The sequence below is a fragment of the Methanimicrococcus blatticola genome (assembly GCF_004363215.1).
Classification (GTDB): Archaea; Halobacteriota; Methanosarcinia; order Methanosarcinales; family Methanosarcinaceae; genus Methanimicrococcus; species Methanimicrococcus blatticola.
Window position 1 is genome coordinate 235,588 of record NZ_SNYS01000005.1, and the last position, 21,187, is coordinate 256,774.

15 protein-coding genes are annotated in these 21,187 nt (G+C 44.3%); 5 read left to right on the top strand and 10 right to left on the bottom strand.

Annotated elements, in window-relative coordinates:
- Positions 1-846: 846 nt before the first annotated feature.
- Positions 847-2,127, top strand: coding sequence for an amidohydrolase family protein (locus tag C7391_RS01145; RefSeq protein WP_133516706.1), 1,281 nt, complete (start codon positions 847-849; stop codon positions 2,125-2,127).
- A gap of 362 nt (positions 2,128-2,489) precedes the next feature.
- Here C7391_RS01145 and C7391_RS08550 read toward each other — a convergent pair whose 3' ends face one another.
- On the bottom strand, positions 2,490-4,268 hold the full coding sequence (locus tag C7391_RS08550; RefSeq protein WP_133516707.1) for a PKD domain-containing protein: 1,779 nt from the start codon (positions 4,266-4,268) through the stop codon (positions 2,490-2,492).
- Between the two features lie 429 nt (positions 4,269-4,697).
- Between C7391_RS08550 and C7391_RS01155 the strand changes: the two genes are divergently transcribed.
- Entirely contained in the window at positions 4,698-5,153 is a 456-nt protein-coding gene (locus C7391_RS01155) for a universal stress protein (protein WP_133516708.1), read from the top strand.
- Between the two features lie 337 nt (positions 5,154-5,490).
- The gene (locus C7391_RS01160) at positions 5,491-6,237 is read left to right on the top strand and encodes a precorrin-8X methylmutase (RefSeq protein ID WP_133516709.1); all 747 of its coding nucleotides are present in this window, start codon (positions 5,491-5,493) and stop codon (positions 6,235-6,237) included.
- 160 nt (positions 6,238-6,397) lie between these two features.
- Here the strand turns inward: C7391_RS01160 and C7391_RS01165 are convergent, their stop codons facing one another.
- Both C7391_RS01165 and C7391_RS01170 read right to left on the bottom strand, forming a co-directional pair.
- Positions 6,398-6,817, bottom strand: coding sequence for a nucleoside 2-deoxyribosyltransferase (locus C7391_RS01165; RefSeq protein WP_133516710.1), 420 nt, complete (start codon positions 6,815-6,817; stop codon positions 6,398-6,400).
- Positions 6,818-6,988: 171 nt separating this feature from the next.
- A complete protein-coding gene (locus C7391_RS01170) occupies positions 6,989-8,974 on the bottom strand; it encodes a heavy metal translocating P-type ATPase (protein WP_208107034.1) in 1,986 nt (661 codons plus the stop codon).
- Positions 8,975-9,392: 418 nt separating this feature from the next.
- Between C7391_RS01170 and argC the strand changes: the two genes are divergently transcribed.
- Complete coding sequence (gene argC / locus C7391_RS01175) at positions 9,393-10,415, top strand: N-acetyl-gamma-glutamyl-phosphate reductase (protein WP_133516711.1); 1,023 nt, start codon at positions 9,393-9,395, stop codon at positions 10,413-10,415.
- 30 nt (positions 10,416-10,445) lie between these two features.
- Complete coding sequence (gene argJ, locus C7391_RS01180; RefSeq protein ID WP_133516891.1) at positions 10,446-11,666, top strand: bifunctional ornithine acetyltransferase/N-acetylglutamate synthase; 1,221 nt, start codon at positions 10,446-10,448, stop codon at positions 11,664-11,666.
- Positions 11,667-11,992: 326 nt separating this feature from the next.
- Here the strand turns inward: argJ and C7391_RS01185 are convergent, their stop codons facing one another.
- From C7391_RS01185 to hdrB, 7 genes are all read right to left on the bottom strand, one after another.
- Entirely contained in the window at positions 11,993-12,424 is a 432-nt protein-coding gene (locus C7391_RS01185; RefSeq protein ID WP_133516712.1) for a DUF805 domain-containing protein, read from the bottom strand.
- 371 nt (positions 12,425-12,795) lie between these two features.
- A complete protein-coding gene (locus C7391_RS01190) occupies positions 12,796-13,560 on the bottom strand; it encodes a sensor histidine kinase (RefSeq protein WP_133516713.1) in 765 nt (254 codons plus the stop codon).
- A gap of 178 nt (positions 13,561-13,738) precedes the next feature.
- Positions 13,739-15,430, bottom strand: coding sequence for a hypothetical protein (locus C7391_RS01195; protein ID WP_133516714.1), 1,692 nt, complete (start codon positions 15,428-15,430; stop codon positions 13,739-13,741).
- On the bottom strand, positions 15,430-16,707 hold the full coding sequence (locus tag C7391_RS01200; RefSeq protein WP_133516715.1) for a Coenzyme F420 hydrogenase/dehydrogenase, beta subunit C-terminal domain: 1,278 nt from the start codon (positions 16,705-16,707) through the stop codon (positions 15,430-15,432). The genes C7391_RS01195 and C7391_RS01200 overlap by 1 nt, the downstream gene beginning before the upstream one ends.
- Positions 16,708-17,172 (bottom strand): hydrogenase iron-sulfur subunit, encoded by a 465-nt coding sequence (locus tag C7391_RS01205; RefSeq protein WP_133516716.1) that lies wholly within the window; start codon positions 17,170-17,172, stop codon positions 16,708-16,710.
- Positions 17,172-20,198: an FAD-dependent oxidoreductase gene (locus C7391_RS01210; protein ID WP_133516717.1), complete on the bottom strand. Its 3,027-nt coding sequence runs from the start codon at positions 20,196-20,198 to the stop codon at positions 17,172-17,174. Before C7391_RS01210 ends, C7391_RS01205 begins: the two co-directional genes overlap by 1 nt.
- A 2-nt stretch (positions 20,199-20,200) precedes the next feature.
- Positions 20,201-21,142 (bottom strand): CoB--CoM heterodisulfide reductase subunit B, encoded by a 942-nt coding sequence (hdrB, locus tag C7391_RS01215; RefSeq protein ID WP_133516718.1) that lies wholly within the window; start codon positions 21,140-21,142, stop codon positions 20,201-20,203.
- Between the last annotated feature and the right edge of the window lie 45 nt (positions 21,143-21,187).

Below are 21,187 nucleotides of genomic sequence, written 5' to 3' on the forward strand. Positions count from 1 at the left end.
TTAAGCAAACCGTATTCCCCTATTGAAATTTATTAGAATTTATCGTTTTTTGATAAATGAATTGAAAATCCGAACATCGTTTCTTAAAAAATGAAAACCCGAGCGCCCGTTTAACCCAAAATAAAAACAGATTTAATTTTAAGGTTTTAACCGGCGTTCGATTTTCTTTAATTTTAAAAAGGGATGTTCGGGTTTCATTCAATAATTCAAAAGTCAAAGCAACCGCCTCCAACGACGCGATTCACGAACGGAGTGAGTGAAAGAAGGAGTTGGAGATTCTTCCCATGTGGTTAATTAACAAAAACAAAAATTGTATAAATCGGATGAATTCAGCCGGCAAAAATGGTTTCTGTCACGGCGGGGAATTAATCCGCATTTTTCAATTTTTGTTCGCTTTGCTCGCAAAAATCGAAAATTACGGTCGTATCCGAACTTTTCTTTGATTATTACAATAAACGTTGCCGGATTTGGCAAATATTAAAAATCGGCTCGATTGCGCGCGGCGGCATCGCCCGTATTATTATCCAATATTCTTATTGGTACTCTTATCTTTTTTTCGTTTTTCAAAATAATGTGCTGTCGCCCTTTACTAACAACCAAGAATCATCTTTTCCGGTAATCCTCAATCTTCTTCGTTTTCCCTCGCAAAGGGCATTTTCGCACGGATTATTGTACCGCATTGGGGTTGTCCGAACAATCACAGACCGAGTTCTCCGGATTCTCATGCCGGGACCTATACAATGCGACAGACAAAAAAGACGGGCAAAGGATAAATAATTTGTTTGCCGTTTGATTTTGTTCATAAAATTAATTATTGTCCGTTTTTAAATTTTAATCAGGTGACCTATGTCCGGCTTTGATGATTCTGATTTTGTTCGTCTTCTCGAAATAATCGATCAGACGGAAAAAGAAAGACGGAGTGAAACAGCCGGAAATTTCTCTAAATCAACGCTTGAAGACGGTTACGGCGATTATGGCGGCAGCTATGACCGCGTTGTCTCGGGATTGATTTTCGCAGGAACCGAGCCTGATTTAATTTACGGCAACATTTACATCGAAGACGGCATCATCAAAGAAATCGAAGAGCTTTCCGGCTCTCAAATGAAATCCCGAAACTGGATTGTGCCGCGCTTTATCAACGCCCATACGCATATAGGGGACACGCTTTTAAAAGATCCGCCGCTCGGGCCCGACATCACACCGTATGCTTACAAACGCGATTTGGATTCGCTTGTTCGCCCGCCGAACGGGCTCAAACACCGATTTTTATCCGATCTCAGCCAAGAAGCAGCCATCGACTCAATGGAATCAGCGATTTGGGATATGTATCAAAACGGCATTTCCGTTTTCGCGGATTTCCGCGAAGGCGGTCTTTCCGGCGTAGCGGCATTAATCGAAGCATCAAAAAACGCGGGACGCGGCATTCATCCGATTATTTTCGGGCGCCCGACTTTTTCCGGTTTTGACTCCGCAGCTTCCGGCTCCGACTTCTCAGCCTCTCATCTGTTTTTGGATGAGCTCAGAGATTTATTAGATGTTGCCGACGGCATCGGTGTCAGCGGCACAAATGATTTGGATGAATACATTCTGGCAAAAATTGCGGCAAAAACGCAATCCAAACGCAGACGATTAGCTATTCATGCAGGCGAAAAAGATCGCAGCGATATTGAACCGGCACTCTCTTTAGATCCCGATTTGCTCATTCACATGACACATGCCGAAGAATCTGAGATAAAAATTGCTGCCGATCGTGAAATTCCGATTGCGGTTTGCGTTCGGTCCAATTTGGTGACGGGTGTCGGCTTGCCGTCAATTTTAAGCATGCTTGATGCCGGAATTTCAGTTTGTGTCGGAACCGACAATGTCATGCTCAACGCGCCGGATATGTTTGAAGAATTACATTTCCTTTCAAAAATCTACGGCATTTCCGATGCGACGCTTTTTAAAATGGCAACATCCAACGGCGCCGATGCATTAGGCTGCCGGTTTACAGGATCCATCGAAGTCGGCAAAAAGGCGGACATGATGGTTTTAAACGCCAAATCCTTGAATTTAAAACATGTCAAAGATCCGTTGGCGGGATTTGTCAGAAGAGCGCGCGCCGATGATATTTTAGGAATTATTTAATTCCATTCTGAATTTTATTTGTTGTAAATTTAATCCATGATGAATTAATATTTGCCGTGAATTGTTTAACCTAATGAATTTAATTTTCGTGAATTGTTAATTCTAAAACTGATTTATTCTAAAACAGGTTCAATTCTAAAACAGGTTCAATTCTAAAACAGGTTCAATTCTAAAACAGGTTCAATTCTAAAACTGCTTTAATTCTAAAACCGATTTAATTCTAAAACACGATAATCTAATTTTAAAATATGAATTCTTAAGAAGAGCGGGCTCATTTATGTACGCCCCATTCCGTTTTTAAAATCAATAAAAATAAAAAAGAAATGAAAAGAAGAAATTCTTCTTTTCAAATTAATTTTCGCTTATTTTCTTCTGTTATAGAATGCGCCGACTCCGGCCAAACAGAAAATAGCTGCGATTGCCATGAGTAAGCTGAAGCCCGGAATTGCGGTCTTCGTCTTTTCAGGCTCAGGCTCGGGTGTTACATTTCCTGTTTCGTTTGTTTCAGGTTCTGCCGGCGGAACTTCTTCCGTCTTGTTTGCGTCTTCTGCCCAAACTTCCTGTCCGTCACCCATTCTGTAGAGTGAGGATTCGCCGTAAGAGTTCTTAACAGTCAAAGTAACGTTGTAGTAACCGGATTTCTGGTAGGTGTGTTTCGGGTTCTTTTCGGTGGATGTTCCGCCGTCTCCGAAGTCCCATGACCAGGATGTCGGCTCACCGGTGGAAAGGTCAGTAAACTGAACCGGGTGCGGTGCAATTCCTGAAAGGACGTCTGCCTTAAAGTTTGCGCGCGGCACAGATCCGACTGAGATGTATTTGTCTTTCGTTGCGGTGTTGTTGCCGTAAGAGTTGGACACGGTTAATTTAACGGTGTAGGTGCCGCTCTTCTCGTAAACGTGGCTTGGGTTCTTTTCAGCGGATGTTTTTCCGTCTCCAAAGTCCCAGCTGTATTTGAGGTTTTCTCCTTTAGAGTTGTCTGTGAACTGAACGGTCAACGGTTCGGTTCCGGATTTCGGAGTTCCGCTGAATTCTGCGACAGGTGTTTTTCCAACACTGACGACACCGTTCTTAATAACGGAATCAACGCCGCAGCCACCGATAACGGTTAATGCAACATTGTATGTTCCTGAATTATTGTAGGTATGGGACGGGTTCTTTTCGTTAGATGTTGTTCCGTCACCGAAATTCCAGTGATAGGATAAGTTGTTACCGGATGAATTATCTGTGAACTGAACTTTCAAAGGAGATCCGCCGATGTTGTTTGATGCGGTGAAATCTGCTTTAATCGGGTCAGGGACACTTAAATCCTTAATGGTGTAAGTATAATTGCTGTATTTGTCGCCAACCGTTAATGAAACAGTGTATCTGCCGGAAGATTTGAATGTGTGTGTCGGGTTCTTTTCAGAAGAAGTTGTTCCGTCACCGAAGTTCCAGCTGTATGTTGCCGGTTCAGTTACATTTGCAAAGCTTGTAAATGCAATCTGGCGAGTGCCGGATGTGTTTGCTGTAAAGAAAACATACGGGGCAGCGTTAATATTGATGTATGATGATTTTGTCATCGTGTCTTTACCGAATGAATTTGAAACGGTCAATGACACATTGTAGGAGCCGAGTTTGCTGTATGTGTGAGACGGACTCTTTTCTGAAGATGTTGTTCCGTCACCGAAATCCCATGACCATGAAGTCGGGGAACCGGTTGATTGATCTGTGAATTTAACATTCATAGAGGATGTGCTGGATGTTTTATCAGCTGTAAAATTAGCGATGGGTCCGGAACCGACATAAACATAATCTTTTTTGGACATGTTTTTGGCGCCGTAATCATTTGTTACTGTTAAAGTAACGGTGAAGTAGCCTTCCTTTGTGTAAGTGTGTTTCGGATTTTTTTCAGTTGATGTACTGCCATCTCCGAAATCCCAAAGGTATTTCATGTTTGTTTTTGCGCCTGCTGATTCATCCGTAAATTGGACGACCAAAGGTGCTGTTCCTTTCAACGGCGTTCCCGTAAAGTCGGGGACCGGGATCGTTCCGACCTCGATGTAACCGCCTGTGGCTGCCCCTGCGGGCGTGAGTGAAAATAACAGACAAAGGACTAAAGCAATCCCTGCAATCTTCTTTAATAAGTTGTTTGTTGTAACCATTATTCTATGCTCCAATAATTTAGTAATTATAGAACGACTTTTTAAAAATTATGACACAGTATGAAGCATCATAAATTTAAAACCATAATATTTTTTTTGATTAAACTAAACCTAAAATTCAATCAAAATAAAATAATCGTATGTTTACTGTCATTATATATTATAACGATTACGATTCATCTACTATTATTTCACAAAGATTTATATTTAGAATTATTTTTTATTAGTAAATATATTCAACAATATTTATTCCCTTTTAGCGTTTTTATAGGTGCGGTTGGGTGAAGAGATTTTATATTAAATCATCTCTATTTATCATTGTTAGTTTCTATTGTTCATTTATTTATGAAATCAGAAAATTTTATTTTGAATCTGATTTTATAAATCATTAAAAATCGGTTTATTGTAAAATTTCAAGGTGTCGGGTTAATGACAGAAAATCTCTATCACACAATCGTTGTCGGAACAGACGGAACAGAATATGCAAAGAAAGCGATTAATACGGCTGTCGGCTTGGCAGGGCTGACCGGTGCTAAACTTTACGCGATTTATGTTTCAGATGTATCCAACATTACGCCGACCAGCGTTGAATGGGAAATGGTTGCCGAAAACATCAAACTCGAATCCGAAGCAGCCTTTGAATATGTTCGTGAAAAAGCAGGCGCGGCAAACGTAGAGTTTGAAACCGTCAGCTTGTCCGGCGCGGCCGCGCAGGAAATTGTTCAATACGCCAATCAAATCAACGCCGATTTGATTGTTGTCGGCGCAACCGGTAAAAAAGCAATCGAGAGATTAATTCTTGGAAGCGTTTCCGAAAAAGTCATTCGCAACGCCAAACAACAAGTTTTGGTTGTCAGAAGCGACGGCTCGGAAGTCAGCGAATAATTCGCCCCATCTTATTTTTTAATTTTTATATCTATATTTCTACTATTTTTCATCCTATTTTTTATCTATTTTTGTTTTCATTTCTCATTTATAGTTCCGCCCACCCTTTTTAATATATCCGTCCCTTATTTTTTCTCGGATTCTATTAATAACATATTCTCTTTTTTAATTTTCATTTTTATTTGTCGCATTTATATTTCGATAAATTCATATTTTTAATTTTTTAAAATGTCGCCTCATTCGTTTATTCTGTTTATCTTCTGTTCTTAAAAAACCAAATAGTTTTAATGAATGGACAACTATTACCCGTATATTCAAACGCATTCAGGTGTCAAAAATGCTCGGTGAAGATCAAAAAGATATCGAAATTAGTATCAGTGAAATTTATGATCGGCTTCAGCACGTTCCGATGCCGATGCCGAAAAAGGAAAAAAAGCCGGAGGAGTTTAAAGAGCTTCATGATGAAGTGAATGAAAACAGAGTTCGGAAGGCTTGTACGGAAGTTTCCGGCGATATTGATTATAAGCGTCTTCTTGTTTTCAAAACGCATCCTGTTGCCGCCGCTTTAAAGGCTTTTAGAAATGATTCTGTCATTTATGTTGACACGCCGCTGATGCGCGCCGCGATTCTTTCTAAAATTCAGGAAGAAAATGAAAAATTATTGATTGAAAAACCGCGCGGCGGATTCGACTCTGATAAACCCGTTAAAAAAGTTGTTCTTAAAATTCCCGAAATTATTTGCGTTGCCGATCATCCGAAAGCGGAAGAATTTTCAAAAAAATACAATGTTTCAAAATCAATGGCCGGCTTCATGGTTTTAAAAGACGATGTTAAAAAATCCATTGTCATTATCGGAAAAGATGACGCGGCCTTACTCAGTGTCGGTCGGATGGCAGAGCGCGGCAGTCTCCCTTACCTGATTCTCGGCTTCCCCGCAGGCATCAACACACAAATCACATCCAAAGATTACTTAACGGAAATTCCCGAATTGCCGCTTATTACCATGTCTCAAACGAAAGGCGGCGTTGAAGCAGCAGCGGCCTGCTTGGTTGAATTAATGAAAATTTATGAAGAAGGCCTCTGATCCTTCATTTTTCTTTCATTTGTTTTTTAGTTCGATTTCTTCGTTTTATTTTTTCATTTTACGTTTTCATTTTACGTTTTCATTTTACATTTTCATTTTACATTTTCATTTTACATTTTCATTTTACATTTTCATTTTTTATGTTTTCGTTTTTATGGTTTCATTTTTTGTATTTTACAAGCACTTTTTTCAAATCATCAACGTTTTCAACGAAATCATCTAACGTTTCTTGAATCATCAAATTGACTTTTTCATCCGGCGTTTGAATTCTGAAATCGGTTCGAATGCCGACAATCGGTTTTTTGGTCGCGTAAGCGTAGCCGAGCTCCCACGCGGTTCCGGAATCAACGTCAGTTCCGTCTAAAACCGTGACAACCATGTCGCTTTTTTGAAGCCCGCCCAAACAGCTTAAGAAAATGGCGGATTGATTTCGTTCAATACGCTGGTCTTTGTTGTCTTCCGCATCTTCCTGCGGCAAAAAAACAGAAAAACCGGATTCAAGCATCATTTGCTGAAGTTTTTTATTAAAATCACGCTCGGCTTGAGAAAAAAGTGCGCCTGCCAAATAAATCTGAACCATTTATGAACTCTCCTGTTTAAAATCAGAAATAAAAATCGGCAGGAGAATATAAAAAGATACTGATTTTTTTAACAACGCCGTCGCGCGTGAGCCGCACAAATTTTAAAATTAAATTAAAAAAATAATAAATAAAAAAATTTAAAAAATTAAAAAAAATAAAAAATGGAGGAATTAGTCTTTCGACTGATTAGAAAAACACCCGCATTTCGTCGGCAGTGTCGTTGAAACGGTTTTAGAATTTCCGGCCGGCATCGCTTCGGTTTTAACTTTACCTTTCTTTTTCTCGAAATTACGGTCATACAGAAGTGCCGCATTTAAAACAACCAGAACGGAACCGACATTATGAACAAGCGCACCCGTCACCGGTGTCAAATAGCCCGCAACCGACAAATAAATCGCAACCGCGTTAATGATCATTGAAAGCGTGATGTTGAACTTGATTGTCCGTATCGTGGCATTTGACAAGCGTTTCAAATACGGGATTTTTTCAATATCATCTCCCATCAACGCAATATCTGACGCTTCAATTGCGATGTCGCTTCCCATACTGCCCATTGAAACGCCGACAACTGCTGTTTTCAAAGCCGGCGCGTCATTCACGCCGTCGCCGATCATACAAACGATATGGCCGGCATCTTTCATTTTCTGAATTTCTGAAACTTTATCGGCCGGCAGCAATTCGGCATGAACTTCTGAAATGCCGACTTTTGATGCGAAATAATCAGCTGTCTGTTTGTGATCTCCGGTCAGCAAAACGACATTTGTATTCATTTCTTTTAATTCGTTCACCATTTCTTTGGCCGCTTCGCGCAGCGTATCAGAAAGCGCGACAACGCCGACAATCCTGCCGTCAGCCGCAACCAAAACAGAAGCCTTGCCTTCCGAACGGAGAATATCCAATTCAGCGTGAACGGCAGAATCAATTGAAATGCCGTTTTCTTCCATGAATCCCGCGTTTCCGCAGAGAACGGTTTTTCCCTCAACTGCCGACCGGATTCCTTTGCCGGGAACCATTGAAAAATCAGAAACGTCGGGGAGGATATGATTTGAATTTTGAGCGTGAGCCGTCACGGCTTTGCCGAGCGGATGTTCGGAGAGTGATTCGGCGGCAGCCGTCATTATCAAAAGATCCGTTTCAGAGAAAGAAGTATCAAAAGAAACAATATCGCTGACCGCTAAATCGCCGTTTGTCAGCGTTCCGGTTTTGTCAAATGCGATGCTGTCAACTTTTCCCATGTTTTCAAGCGCTTCGCCGGATTTGATGATGACACCGTGTTTTGTCGCTTGACCGATGGCGGCAATAATAGAAGTCGGCGTTGCCAGAACGAGTGCGCAGGGGCAGAAAACAACGAGAACAGTCACCGCACGGACGAGCTCGTCGGTCCAAAGGTAGGCGGCAACCGCGATACCGAGCGCGATCGGAACCAGCCAGGTAGCCCACTTGTCAACAATGCGCTGCATCGGGGCCTGATTGTTTTCCGCTTCCTGAACCAAACGAATAAGTTTCTGTAAGGAAGAATCTTCGCCGACTTCTGTCGCGCGAATGTCAATGGCACCGAAACGGTTGATTGTGCCGCAGAAAACGCTGTCGCCTGTGTTTTTGTCAACGGGGAGCGATTCTCCGGTAATAATGGACTGATCGACGGAAGTGTTTCCGAATATGATTTCACCGTCAACCGGAATTGTTTCACCGGGAAGAACGCGAAGAACATCTCCTTTTTTAATTTCTTCGGCGGAAATCATTTCTTCAACGGCAACACCGTTTTTTGTCACCAATTTGCGCCCTTGCGTCGGTGCTAAATGGATTAATTTTTTAATTCCCTTCTTGGAACGCTCAACCGTTTTTTCTTCTAAAATCGCGCCGATCGCCATGATAAAAGCGACTTCGCCGGCTGCAAAAACTTCACCGATGTAAACGGAAGCAACCATTGCAATACAGATCAGCAAAGCCGATGAAATCCAACGCTGCCAAATCAGGCGTGTTATTGCCAGATATATCAGCGGGAAACCGCAAATGATGACCGTGACCCAAGCCGGATCAATCAAAAATTCCGTTCCCGTCAAAAGAAGATATAAACTGGGAATCAGGAAAACGCCGCCGAGAATCGTCATCGTGGTGCCGCTCAAAAGGTCAAAGAGTTTTTTCATGACAGACATTACCAATATACTCCTAATAATACAATAAACATAAGTTTTAAAGATAAAATAAAGTAAATTGGATTTATTTTGGAATGTATATGAAGCTTACTGATTGTGATTTAATATCGTTTTTCATTTTTGTAAAACAAATTATAACGAAATTATTGTTTTTACATAACAAACACATCAAATAATTCAAATGTGTAAAATCAAAAACAAAAGAAATGATGCCAGGCAAAAGAATGAACTGAAAATCAGCGTCATAAAAAAGCGTCGAATCGTCATAATTATTGTAAACCTTAAATCGCAAACAAAAAATGAAACAAGATTATAAATTTCTATAAAAGATTTATATATTCAAATTTCTTAACTCAGATTAAAAATTGAAAACGGCAAAGATATTTTTGTTTTGCCGATACGGGTAAATGTGAAAAATATGATTAAAGTCGGTATTGTCGGTGCTTCCGGTTACACGGGAGAAGAATTGCTGCGGCTCTTATCGGGCCATCCGTCAGCGGAAGCGGTCATCGCGACAGCGCGCTCTGCTGTCGGGAAAAAGGTTTCGTCCGTTCATGAAAATCTCAAAGGTCTTTGTGATTTGGAATTTGAAGAACCTGATTATGACAAAATAAAAAAGGAATGTGATATCGTTTTCATGGCGGTCCCCCACGGGACGGCAATGGATGCGGTGCCTGAAATCTTAAAAGACAGCAAATGCAAAGTCATCGATTTGAGCGCAGATTACCGTCTCAAAACAGATGTTTTTGAGCAGGTTTACGGTATGAAACACAAAGCACCGATGGAGGCAGTTTACGCGATTCCCGAAGTTCATCCGGAAGTGAATAAAGAATTAAAAGACCGTTTGATTTCAAATCCAGGCTGCTTCCCGACAGGTGCAACGCTTGCCGCCGCGCCTCTTGCCGCCGCAGGACTTTTAAAATCAGTCTTATTCGATTCCAAAACAGGCGTAACGGGCGCAGGAAATACGCCGACAGCAACCTCTCATTACCCGAATCTGGCAGAAAACATTATCCCGTACAAATTATCAGCTCACCGCCACTTGGCGGAAATGGTTCAGGAAGTTTCCCGTCTCCAACCGGGATTTGAAAATGTGTCATTCACGCCGCATGTCATTCCGGTTTCCCGCGGCATCCTGACAACCGCGCATATTGAAACAACCGAGAAAATGACGACGGCCGATGTCAAGAAGATGTATGAAGAATATTACGAAGGCAAACCGTTTGTCCAATTTGCCGAAACCGTGCCGTCGCTTGCAAACGTTCGCGGTTCGAATTTCTGCCACATCGGCATTGAGGCAGACGCGCGCAACAACCGCGTGATTGTCCTTTCCGCAATTGACAATCTTGTCAAAGGCGCGTCCGGACAGGCCATTCAAAACATGAATTTGATTTGCGGATTGAAAGAAACCGAAGGACTTTGGTTCCCGGGACTGATTTAATACAAAAAATGAAGAAGAGGAAGAAGAATGATTCAGGAAATCAAAGGCGGCGTCTGCGCTGTTGACGGCGTTAAAGCATTCGGCGTCAAAGAAGGCAAATACGGTCTCGCAATTATCACTGCCAAAGGAAATGCCGCCGGCGTTTATACAAAAAATAAAGTCGTTGCCGCACCGGTGATTGTCACCAAAGAAAATTTGGAAACAAACGGCGGCTTTTTAGAAGCCGTGATTGCAAACAGCGGCAATGCCAATGCGTTTACCGGTGAAGAAGGATTAAAAGATGCAAACGCCATGGCAAAATCCATCGCGGAAAAACTCGGCGTTGATCCGAAATATATCGGTGTCGCTTCCACCGGCGTAATCGGGCGCAAGCTTCACATTGACAAAATAAAAGAGCAAATCTGTACCGTTTTGCCGAATTTGGCCGCAACCGAAAAAGCCAACGACGAAGCGATGAAAGCGATTATGACAACGGATTTGGTGCCCAAAGGCTTCGCTGTTGAAGCGCAAACATCCGCCGGAAATTTCAGAGTCGGCGGCATCGCAAAAGGTTCCGGCATGATTGAGCCGAACATGGGAACAATGTTGTCTTTTGTTTACACCGATGCCGAAGTTCGCTCTGACATTCTGCATTCCGCGTTAAAAGAAGCCGTTCAAAAAACATTCAATATGATTGTCGTTGACGGTGACACCAGCACAAACGACATGTGCCTGCTGACCGCAACCGGGAAATCCGGCGTTGTGATTCAGTCCTTTGAAAACACAAGTCTTTATGAGGAATTCCAAAACGCATTGGAAACCGTCTTAAAAGAGCTTGCGAAAAAGATTGCCAAAGACGGCGAAGGCGCAACCAAACTGATTGAATGCACTGTCGCCGGCGCATACACCGAAGATGACGCGATTGCCGCGTCTAAGGCGATTGTCCGCTCTCCGCTTGTTAAGACAGCCATCTTCGGCAACGACCCGAACTGGGGCCGTATTGTCGCAGCAGCCGGCTATTCAGGCGCGGATTTCGATCAATCGAAAATCACGCTGGAAATGTCTGACGGATGCAACAGCGTTTCACTCGTCAGCAACGGCAAAATTACGAAAAATGATGACGCGACGCTTGATAAATTAAAATCAATCATGGCCGCCGAAACAATTTTCATCAAAATGGATCTCGGAACCGGCGGAAAAGAAACAGCAACCGCATGGGGCTGCGATTTAACGTATGATTATGTCAAAATCAATGCTGATTATACAACATAATTTACAACAAAAAATTACAACATAATAAAAGTAATAAAAAATAAAAGTAAAAAAAGCAATAAAAGGCAGCATTTAAGAAATTAATAAAAAAGACAGTTTAAGAAAGAAATTCTTAAACTGCTTTTTCTTAAACTGCTTTTTCTTAAACTGCTTTTGATTTTTATATTTACTTTCCTTTTTTCTGTTTCTTACTTTTTTTGTTTTCTTTTCTCATTTTTGTTTTCTTTTTTCGTTTTTGTTTTCTTGTTTTTGTTTTCTTTTCTTGTTTTTGCTTTTTTCCTTGTTTCCGACCTTTATTTTCCGGATTTTTATTTTCCTGCTTTTAATCAGACCGGGGTCGGTACATTCCGGTCCGGTTTTTCTTTGTATGTTCTCTTTTCATCCGTTGCCGTTGCGGGGAAGAACAAAAAGATTTCAAACAAAATGCCGACCGGAAGAAGGATGCCGCCTGCCGGAACCACCAAAAAGGCAAGCGGCCAAATCCACCCTGTCAAACCGATGTCATGCAATCTTCGGTATGTTTGGAAAGCGAAGAAGATGACATACATCGCGGCGAAGACGGCAAAGGCAAATCCGGCAATCAATACAATTGTTCCCGCCGCAGCGGAAGCGGTTGTAAGGTATTCGGGAATAAAGGAGGCCATTGCCAATCCGATGACTGCCAGAATCCAAAATCCGACAGTTGTTGCAATATACGGCGCGCGTTTCACACGCCCGTGGAAAGTATAGTTTTCCATGATTGTGTTCACAAATTCCATGGGAAAATCACCTTTTATTCGAATTCTATCCTGTTTTCGTTGTCTTTCTTAAATTTTCTTATTTTTTATTTTGAATTGATTTTAATTGAGTTTAATTGATTTTGAATTTATTTTCTGTTTTTCCGTTTTTATGAAACGCCTCAAAAACGGAGGCGGTCGTTTATTACAAATTGAATGATTAAATTGAGATTTACAAATTGAATTTCTAAATTAAATTATACTGTTTAAAAATATATAATTAGTCCCAATAGTATATGGGAAATATGGATATACAATCAAATAAAAAAGAAAAAGATTTGACCGTTTTTAAAAAACATAATCCAGAAACAGAATTTTTAAAGAACGATTAATTTTAAAGCAGAAATATTTCATTAAATATTTACCGGCAAATCAACGCAGAAATAAGTGCCTTTCTCAGACGTGCTTTCAAAATGAACGCGACCGCCTAATGCTTTTTCACCGAGAAGGCGAACACTGAATAAACCGATCCCGCGATTGTTTCCTTTTGTCGAGAACGGGGTTAAAAATAATTGAGCTTGAGCCTCTTCGGGAATAACAGCGGTGTTATGAACCCAAAAACGAATCGTATCATCATGTTTGGATGAACCGATTTGAACAGAACCGCCTTTTTCGGTTGCTTCAACCGCATTTTTTGTCATATTGACCAAAATGCGCGATAACAGAACTTTGTCCGTCACGAGTGTTTCGGAAGGACTGTCAACGATTTCAATATTTCTTCCTTTTGAAACATCATGCGTTTTTAATTTCAGCGCAGTCAGTTCTAAAATATCTTTTGTTTTTGTTTTTTCCAAAACCGGCGCAAATTGATTGCTGTCGGCCCTTAAAAACTCACGGTGATATTCCAACTCTTCAATCAAAGAATCACATAAAACAAGCGCGTTTTCAGCGTATTTCTTTTGTTTGACGGGATCATCCGCCTCAACAACTAATTCTAAGAAACCGCGTAAACCGCCGGCTGAATTTAATACGTCATGCAAAAAGATAAAAGATGTTTGGCTTCGTCTTTCCAGTAATTGCTTTAATTCAGAATACTGTACCGTATCAAGTGAATCAAACACATCTTCATTAGATGTAAAAGCTTGGGGTGCCGTACATTTCTTTGTATTTTGAGCCATTCAATCAATCCGATTTAAAACAATTTTTCTTGATAATATCAAAATGCAATGCTATTATAAATAGATATCAAAAAACGGTCTATTAAAACATATCGGCAGACAGCATTACAAAATTAATAAAACCGTTGCCCGATTCTGCTGAGTGGGGAAATTAAAATTAAAAATGAATGTCCTCAAATTATTGAGGAACATTACATTCTTTTACAATTTCAGGCTCATTCGGTTTTGTCGGAGAGCGCAGAACAACAACATCCGTAATCGGCGCCTTTGCAAACGGCTGTTTTCTCATTGACAAAACATATCCGTCAGCCATCGGCGAAACCTTAAAGCGTGTTGCTTTCGTGATTTCACCGCAGGCGCATGAAACATCTGCCGTAAATCCTTTCAAAAGCGCAGATGATTTCACCTGGCACCGGCTGAGTTCAATATAATTGTCGTTGTCCAAAACCCCGTTCCAAAGAAACGGATTGGTCAGGTAAAGATGCTTAACTGCGCCGGCACCGCTTTCCCCGTCCGCTTTGGAAGAGGACGACACGAAAGACTTGGGCTCGGCAAAGTCACTGAAAACGGCTTTTAAATCCGGCAATTTGTCTGAAATTTTCTTAATTTCAGGCTGAGGCTTCTTCTCGGGAACCGTAATCTTGTATTCATCTTCATTTGCGCCGAGCATTTGAACCGCTTCAGCGTGAACGCCGGTAAAGTCAAGTGCAGATCCGCCAAGCGCTTCCAAAATTGCAGACAATGCATAAAAGCCCGTCAGCGGCGTGTCACCGGCTGCTGCCGTAATCGGAATCAAACGTCCTTCGGCATTCATCACAGAACCTTTCTTCTTGTAGATCGGCTCGGTTGCAATTACAACATCGGCCACACTGCAAGCGGTCGTGTCTCTTGATGAAATAACAATCGCGTTTTCCAAATTCTTGAACGTTTCTTTCATGTTGTCATTGAGACAGATGTCGATTAAATCAGAATCCAAACAAATCAGAACTTTCAATTCACCGGATTCCATTTTGGAAACGATGTCATCAAAAGACTGCTGCTTTGTGTGCTTGGACAAGTATCCCGCGCCGGTTGCGTTCATGAACGGGCGCATAAAGAGGAACTTGGATTTGCCGCCTGCGATTTCAACAAGTTCTGCCAAACGCTTGGCGTAAGTGTAAGGCGTCAAGTCGGAAATGATGACGGTATCCGCGTCGGGCGCGAATTCCTTCACGTCGTAAAGACTTGTATCGGGCTCAACCGTCACATTCTGCGTTGCAATCGGCAATTCTTTCAGACCGAAAGCGACAATCTCAGCGCCTTTTTCTTTGGCGTGAACCAAGCGTCTCACCAAAAGCGGGTAAGAGACGTACGGGTCGACAAAGAGATAGATTTTCTTGGCGGTTTCCACATCTTCGTAAGTGGTGCCGCGGCCGGTATAGGCATGGAGCTTACCAATGTCTTTGAAAAGACCGGTCATTCCCGTGCTGACAGGAACCCCGAGCTTCTCGCCGATTTTCATAAACGCCAAATGTTCTTCGTTGGTCGTTCCGCCGACAGAAAGAAGCGCGATTTCGGATGCTTTCGCGCCTTTTAACGCGTCAACCGTCTTCGCAATCGCTTCGTCAGTGGAAACCGATTTGCCTTTCACGCTTGAAACCGCCGGACAATAATTGCCGGCTAAATTCACGCCGAAGCGGCAGAGTTTTCCCTGATTGACGGGAGACGCTTTGCGGTAGTCGATGTTTAAAATCGGCGCGCCGCAGGATGTGCCTGTTTCAACCGCTTGCGTTTCAAGTTCTCTCATGAAAACGCCGCAGCCGAAACCGCAACCGTGACAGACAGTGGAATAAACATTTTCTTTAAATTTGGGATCAATGATGTCAGACATTACTGCACCTCCTCTAATTTGATTTCAAAGAAAGGCGGCGTTCTGTCGTCCATTCCTGTCACATAATTCAGTTCGTCCTGCATCGGGTTTGCGAACTTTCTGTAAAGCCGCGCAAGCGGAATATCTGCCGGGCAGACGTCAGAGCACTGACCGCAGCCGACACAAGAGTCCATCAAGTGCAGGAAACGAATCATGTGGAACAATGAAATGTCGTAATTGTCAACCGGGTCGTTGAAAGCGGTACATTTTGCTTCCGTGCCGCAAGCGCAGGGCGGACAAACCGTTCTGCACGCGCCGCAGCCGATACAATTTTCAAGCTCTTTCTTGAGATCCGTCATGGTTTGGCTCTGCATCGGCACAAAGACTTCTTCTTTGGTCTTGGCAGACATTTTCAGCATGATGCTGTTGACTTTGCCGCGGGCTTCTGCTGCAGGTTCACTGGCAACTTTCAACTCGGCGTATCCGCCGTCAATTGCATTTCTGAGGAATTCAGCCCCTTTTTCGGTCATGACTTCAACGAATGTGCCTTTGCCGGCATAATCGGGCATAACACCCCAGTTACCGCAAGCCAAATCCGCGTTGGTCGCGATTTTGACAACACAGTAGCGGCAGTTTTCGCGGCGGCCGTTGTCTTCTTCTTCCAATTCGTCAATAGACTGTGCGTGGTGTTCCCCGTCGGTAGTTTCCAAAATCAATTTACCTTTCTCGATTTCTTCGGCGCGGACATCATCGGGATTCACGCCGTAAACTTCCTCAGTCACTTTTCTGATTTTGTACGGCATCATTGTGCCGCCGCAGTTGAGACCGATTGTGAAGATTTTGTCAAGGTCAATCATATTACGTTTCTGCTGTTCGCGAATACCGCGCATGTCACACGGTTTGACGGCGAGCGCGATTGTCGCGTCATTTTGGAACTGGCGCAGATATTTGGTCGGGTTGGAAATCAGCATGTGCATGGAACCGGCCGATGCGTAAACATCTTCAACGTCGGATGTTAAAACCGGAACGGCTTCATACTGACTTGATTTCTTGAGAACAACAACATGTTCGACAAGTCCTTTTTCAAGCGCGCCGGCAAGGATTGATGTCACCAAACCGCCGGATCCGCCTTCTTTTCTGACTTCGTCGCGAACCGACCAGCCAATGTATTTGCCGCCGACTTGAATGTCGGACCCTTTCAAAACATCGCCGACGGTAGACGGTGCCGGCGGTTTCTTTTCAGGCGGCTTTCCTGCGGGCGGTGCGCCTGCCGGTGCCGGGTTTTCGGGTGCGGACATTTAGACCACCCCATCCTTTCTGAGCGGACTCGGGCCCAAGGCCTTCACCTTCTCAACCATTTCGGTTACAAATTCAGCGAACTGCTGACCTTCAGACGCTGAAATCCAGCGCAACATCAGGCGGTCGTCTTCCATGCCCATTTCATTGAGCATTGACTTGATAAATTTGTATTTGACAAGCGTTTTGTCGTTGCCGTTGACGTAGTGACAGTCACCGATGTGGCAGCCTGTAATCAAAACGGCGTCAGCGCCTTCTAAGAACGCGGTGTAAATATGCACCGGATCCACACGGCTGGAGCACATCACACGAACGACACGGACATTTGACGGCTGCTGGAAACGGGAAACACCCGCTCCGTCGGCACCGGCGTAAGAACACCAGTTGCAGCAGAACATTACAATTTTGGGAACGAATTCGCCGGAAGAGGCACAGCTGCTTGCGGCGGTTGTTTTAACCTCGGACATCAGTTCACCTCCTCTTCGAAATAGAATACACTCTTGACCTGGGAAAGCAATTGAACGTTGTCAAAGTGAGACTGGTCGATTGCTCCCGTCGGACAGGACATAGCACAGCAGCCGCATCCTTTGCAGGCTGCTGGATTAATCACAGAGCGGACGGCCTTAAAGGACAGACCTTTCTGTGTGACGACTTTTTCTTCCAGCGTAATCGCGTGGTACGGGCAGACATCTTTACAGGCGCCGCAGCCGACACAAACAGACTCGTCAACAGAAGAGAGTTCGGCCGGAGACAAAAGCGCGTCTCTGGAAAGAATCGTGCAGGCACGGGAAGCTGCTGCCTGAGCCTGAGACACAGACTCCTCAAACAGTTTCGGGAACTGCGCGAGACCGCAGACGAAAACACCGTCCGTTCCGAAGTCAACCGGTCTGAGTTTCGGGTGAACTTCCATGAAGAAGCCGTCTTTTGTAAGCGGCACTTTCATCATCGGACCGACATCGCGGTTGCCTTCTTCGGCCACCGTTGCCGCGCTGATAACAACGCAGTCGGCGTCTAAGTTGAAGTGCAAATTGATGGTGCGGTCGTGAACGGCGACCGTGTTTCCGGAAACGACCGGCGGTTCGTCCTTGTCATACATCATGAAATGGACGCCGAGTTCACGGGCCTTTGTATATTGTTCTTCGTACATGCCGTAAGTGCGGATGTCGCGATAAAGGACATAAATTTCCGCGTCCGGATTCTGTTCTTTGTATTGAATCGCGTTTCTGACCGTGTTGGTACAGCAGATTCTGGAACAGTACGGGCGTTCATCGTTTCGGCTGCCGGCACACTGAATGAAAACGACATTCTTAAAGCCGCTTTCGTTCTTGTCAATGGCTTCCTTGAATTCAAGCTGTGTTTTGACAATCGGATTTTCTTGGTAGCCGAAAAGTCCGGGCTGTTTTAATTCATGAGCACCGGTGGCAATGATAATAATACCGAAGTCCAATTCCTTGGCCTCTTTGCCGTCGGTGATAATTTGTCCTTTGAAGTTGCCGACGGATCCGCTGACATTTTCCATCACGGAATTGTAATGGATGTGAATTTTGTCATTGGACTGCGCTTTTTGAATGATTGTTTCAAGCTTTTCTTTGTAACTTTCAAGCTTTCTGATATTGCCGCCGAGTTCGCCGGTTTTTTCAATCAAATCAACTTCGTAGCCGTTTTCGGCAAGCTCGTTGGCTGCCGTCAAACCGGACACGCCGCCGCCGAGAACGACCGCGTTGTGAACAAGCGGCAGGGACTGGCTGTAAAGCGGGGTGTAGTACTTGACTTTGCCGATTGCCTGGCGCACCAAATCTTTAGCTTTGTGCGTTGCGTTTTCGGGTTCGTCATGGTGAATCCAAGAGCAGTGTTCGCGGATGTTCGCAAATTCGAAAAGCCACGGATTGAGGCCGGCTTCCTGGCAGGTCTGCTGGAAAAGCGGCTCATGCGTTCTCGGGGTACAAGCCGCCACAACAAAGCGGTTGAGCTTGTAGTCCTGAATCATATCATAAATGCGGCTCTGCGTGTCATCAGCGCAGGAATACATTTCTTCTGTCGCGATGACGACATTGGGCAATGTTGACGCGTATTCAACAACAGCCGGAACATCGACAACGCCGCCGATATTTGTTCCGCAGCGGCAGACAATCACGCCGATGCGCGGTTCATCACCAATCGGATTTTCAGGCGGAATTTCAACAACGGTTTCCAGGCTTTTGCGGGCTTCATTTAAAAGCGCGCCTGCTTTGGACGCTGCGCCGCTGGCTTGAGCGACGGATTCCGGAATGTCCTTCGGACCCTGAGCGACACCTGCTGTAAAGATGCCGATTCGGCTGGTTTCAGTCGGTGCTTCCAAATCGGTTTTAACGAAGCCGTATTTGTCAAGCTCGATTCCGAGAATCTTGGCAAGCTCAACAGAAGATTTCGGGGCTTCCAACCCGACGGAAAGGACAACCAAATCGAATTCTTCATGAATGACTTCGCTTTCTGCGCCTTCATATCTGAGGGAAAGCGCGCCGTCATTTTTGACATCCACGCCGGACGGGCGGGAGTTGATGAAACGAACGCCGTCGCTCTGTGCGCGGAGCGCGAATTCTTCGTAGCCTTTGCCGAATGTTCTGAGATCAATATTAAAGATCGCCACATCAACTTCGGGGTGGTGGTCCTTAATCAAACGGGATTGTTTGACGGCGTAGGTACAGCAGACGGAAGAGCAGTACGCTCTGTTGATTTCCGGGTTTCTGGAGCCGACGCACTGAATGAACGCAATCTTCTTCGGGAGTTCGCCTTTGGAGGTCTGAATGTGACCGGCAAACGGACCGGATGCGTTGGTGTATCTTTCAAACTGAAGCGCTGTGACAACGTCGGGGTGGTCGAAGCGGTAGGCTTCCAAGATGGTCGGATTGAAGGCTTCAAATCCGGTCGCCATGATGACGGCACCGACTTCGATGTCTTCAAATTCATCTTTTAAATCATATTTGACCGCGCCGCGCTGGCAGACTTTCGCACAGTTACCGCATTTGCCGTTCTTGATCATGAGACAGTTGTCGGGATCAATGGTGACGACTTTCGGAATCGCCTGCGGGAATTGGAAGTAAATGGCTTTTCTTTTGGAGAGGCCTTCTTCGAATTCGTCGTCAACTTTCTTCGGGCATTTGGCGAGACAGTCACCGCAGCCGACACAGTTGTCAACGTCGATGTAGCGTGTCTTCTTTTTAACAGTTAACGTGAAGTTGCCGACGTCGCCGGAAAGAGCGGTGACTTCGGAATAAGTCATTAATTTAATGTCGGGGTGACGGCTGGCTTCCACGAGTTTCGGAGAAAGAATACAAGCGGAACAGTCCAGTGTCGGGAATGTTTTGTCAAGCTGTGCCATGACACCGCCGATAGACGGTTTGGATTCAATCAAATAAACGCGGTAGCCGCTGTTGGCCAAGTCAAGCGCAGATTGAACGCCGGCAATACCGCCGCCGATAACAGCGACTGCGCCGACAGCATTTGCATTTGCCATATTTATGCCTCCTTTGCTTTCTGCTGAAGCGCCAATACTTTCTCTTCAAAAGCAGAGTTGGTTGTCATATTCATTTGAATGCCGAGCTCTTGGGGCGTGTAGCCGAATGCGAGTCCGAGCAGCTGAGAGTAGTGCAGAACCGGAATGTGGTAGTCTTTACCCTCTTTGTTGAGCTGAACCTGACCGGAGTCGAACTGCAAGTGGCAGAACGGACAGGCATCGACAATGCAGTCGAATTCGTCTTTCTGCAAAATAGCCAATTTCTTTTCGGTCATTTTCAATGTGGTTTCAAGGAAAGCGGACCGTGCACCGCCGCCTGCGCCGCAGCACATCATCTTTTCTTCGTAATCAACGCTTTTTGCGCCGGTCGCGTCAACCAACACGTCGAAAAAGCGCGGATTTTCAGCGCTGCCGAGTCCTTCTTTTTCTTTGGACGGGCGGATGAGGTGGCACCCGTAGTGAACGGCAACTTTAATGCCGTCGAGCGGAACGGTCACTTTTTCCTTGATTGTATCGGGTCCGACATCTTTTTCGAGGAATTCGATGATGTGGCGGACTTTTGCGTTTCCTTTGTATTCCAAACCGACTTCGCCGAGTTTTTCGTTGACTTTAGCTTTGTAGTCGGGGTCGTGCATTAATGTTAAGTTGGCTTCACCGAGTGAGCCGTAGCAGCCGTTGCAGATGGTAAGCAGATCCATTCCCATCTGTTCGGAAAGAACAACGTTGCGGCTGGCCATTGTCAACCATGTGGTTTTGTCAAAAGACTTGAAAACGCCGGGTGCCGGACAGCAGGAAGCGCCTTCAAGTTCGTGAAGGTCAACGCCTAAATCTTTCATGACCTTGCGGCTGGCAAGCTCGATACCGGGATAACGGTTCGGAGCAACGCAGCCGAGGAATAAGGAAAGGCTTTGGGGTTTGCCCTGTTTTTCAGTTTCTGTAGACATTTCTTGATAACTCCTGATAAATTTCATGACACAATGAATCGTGGG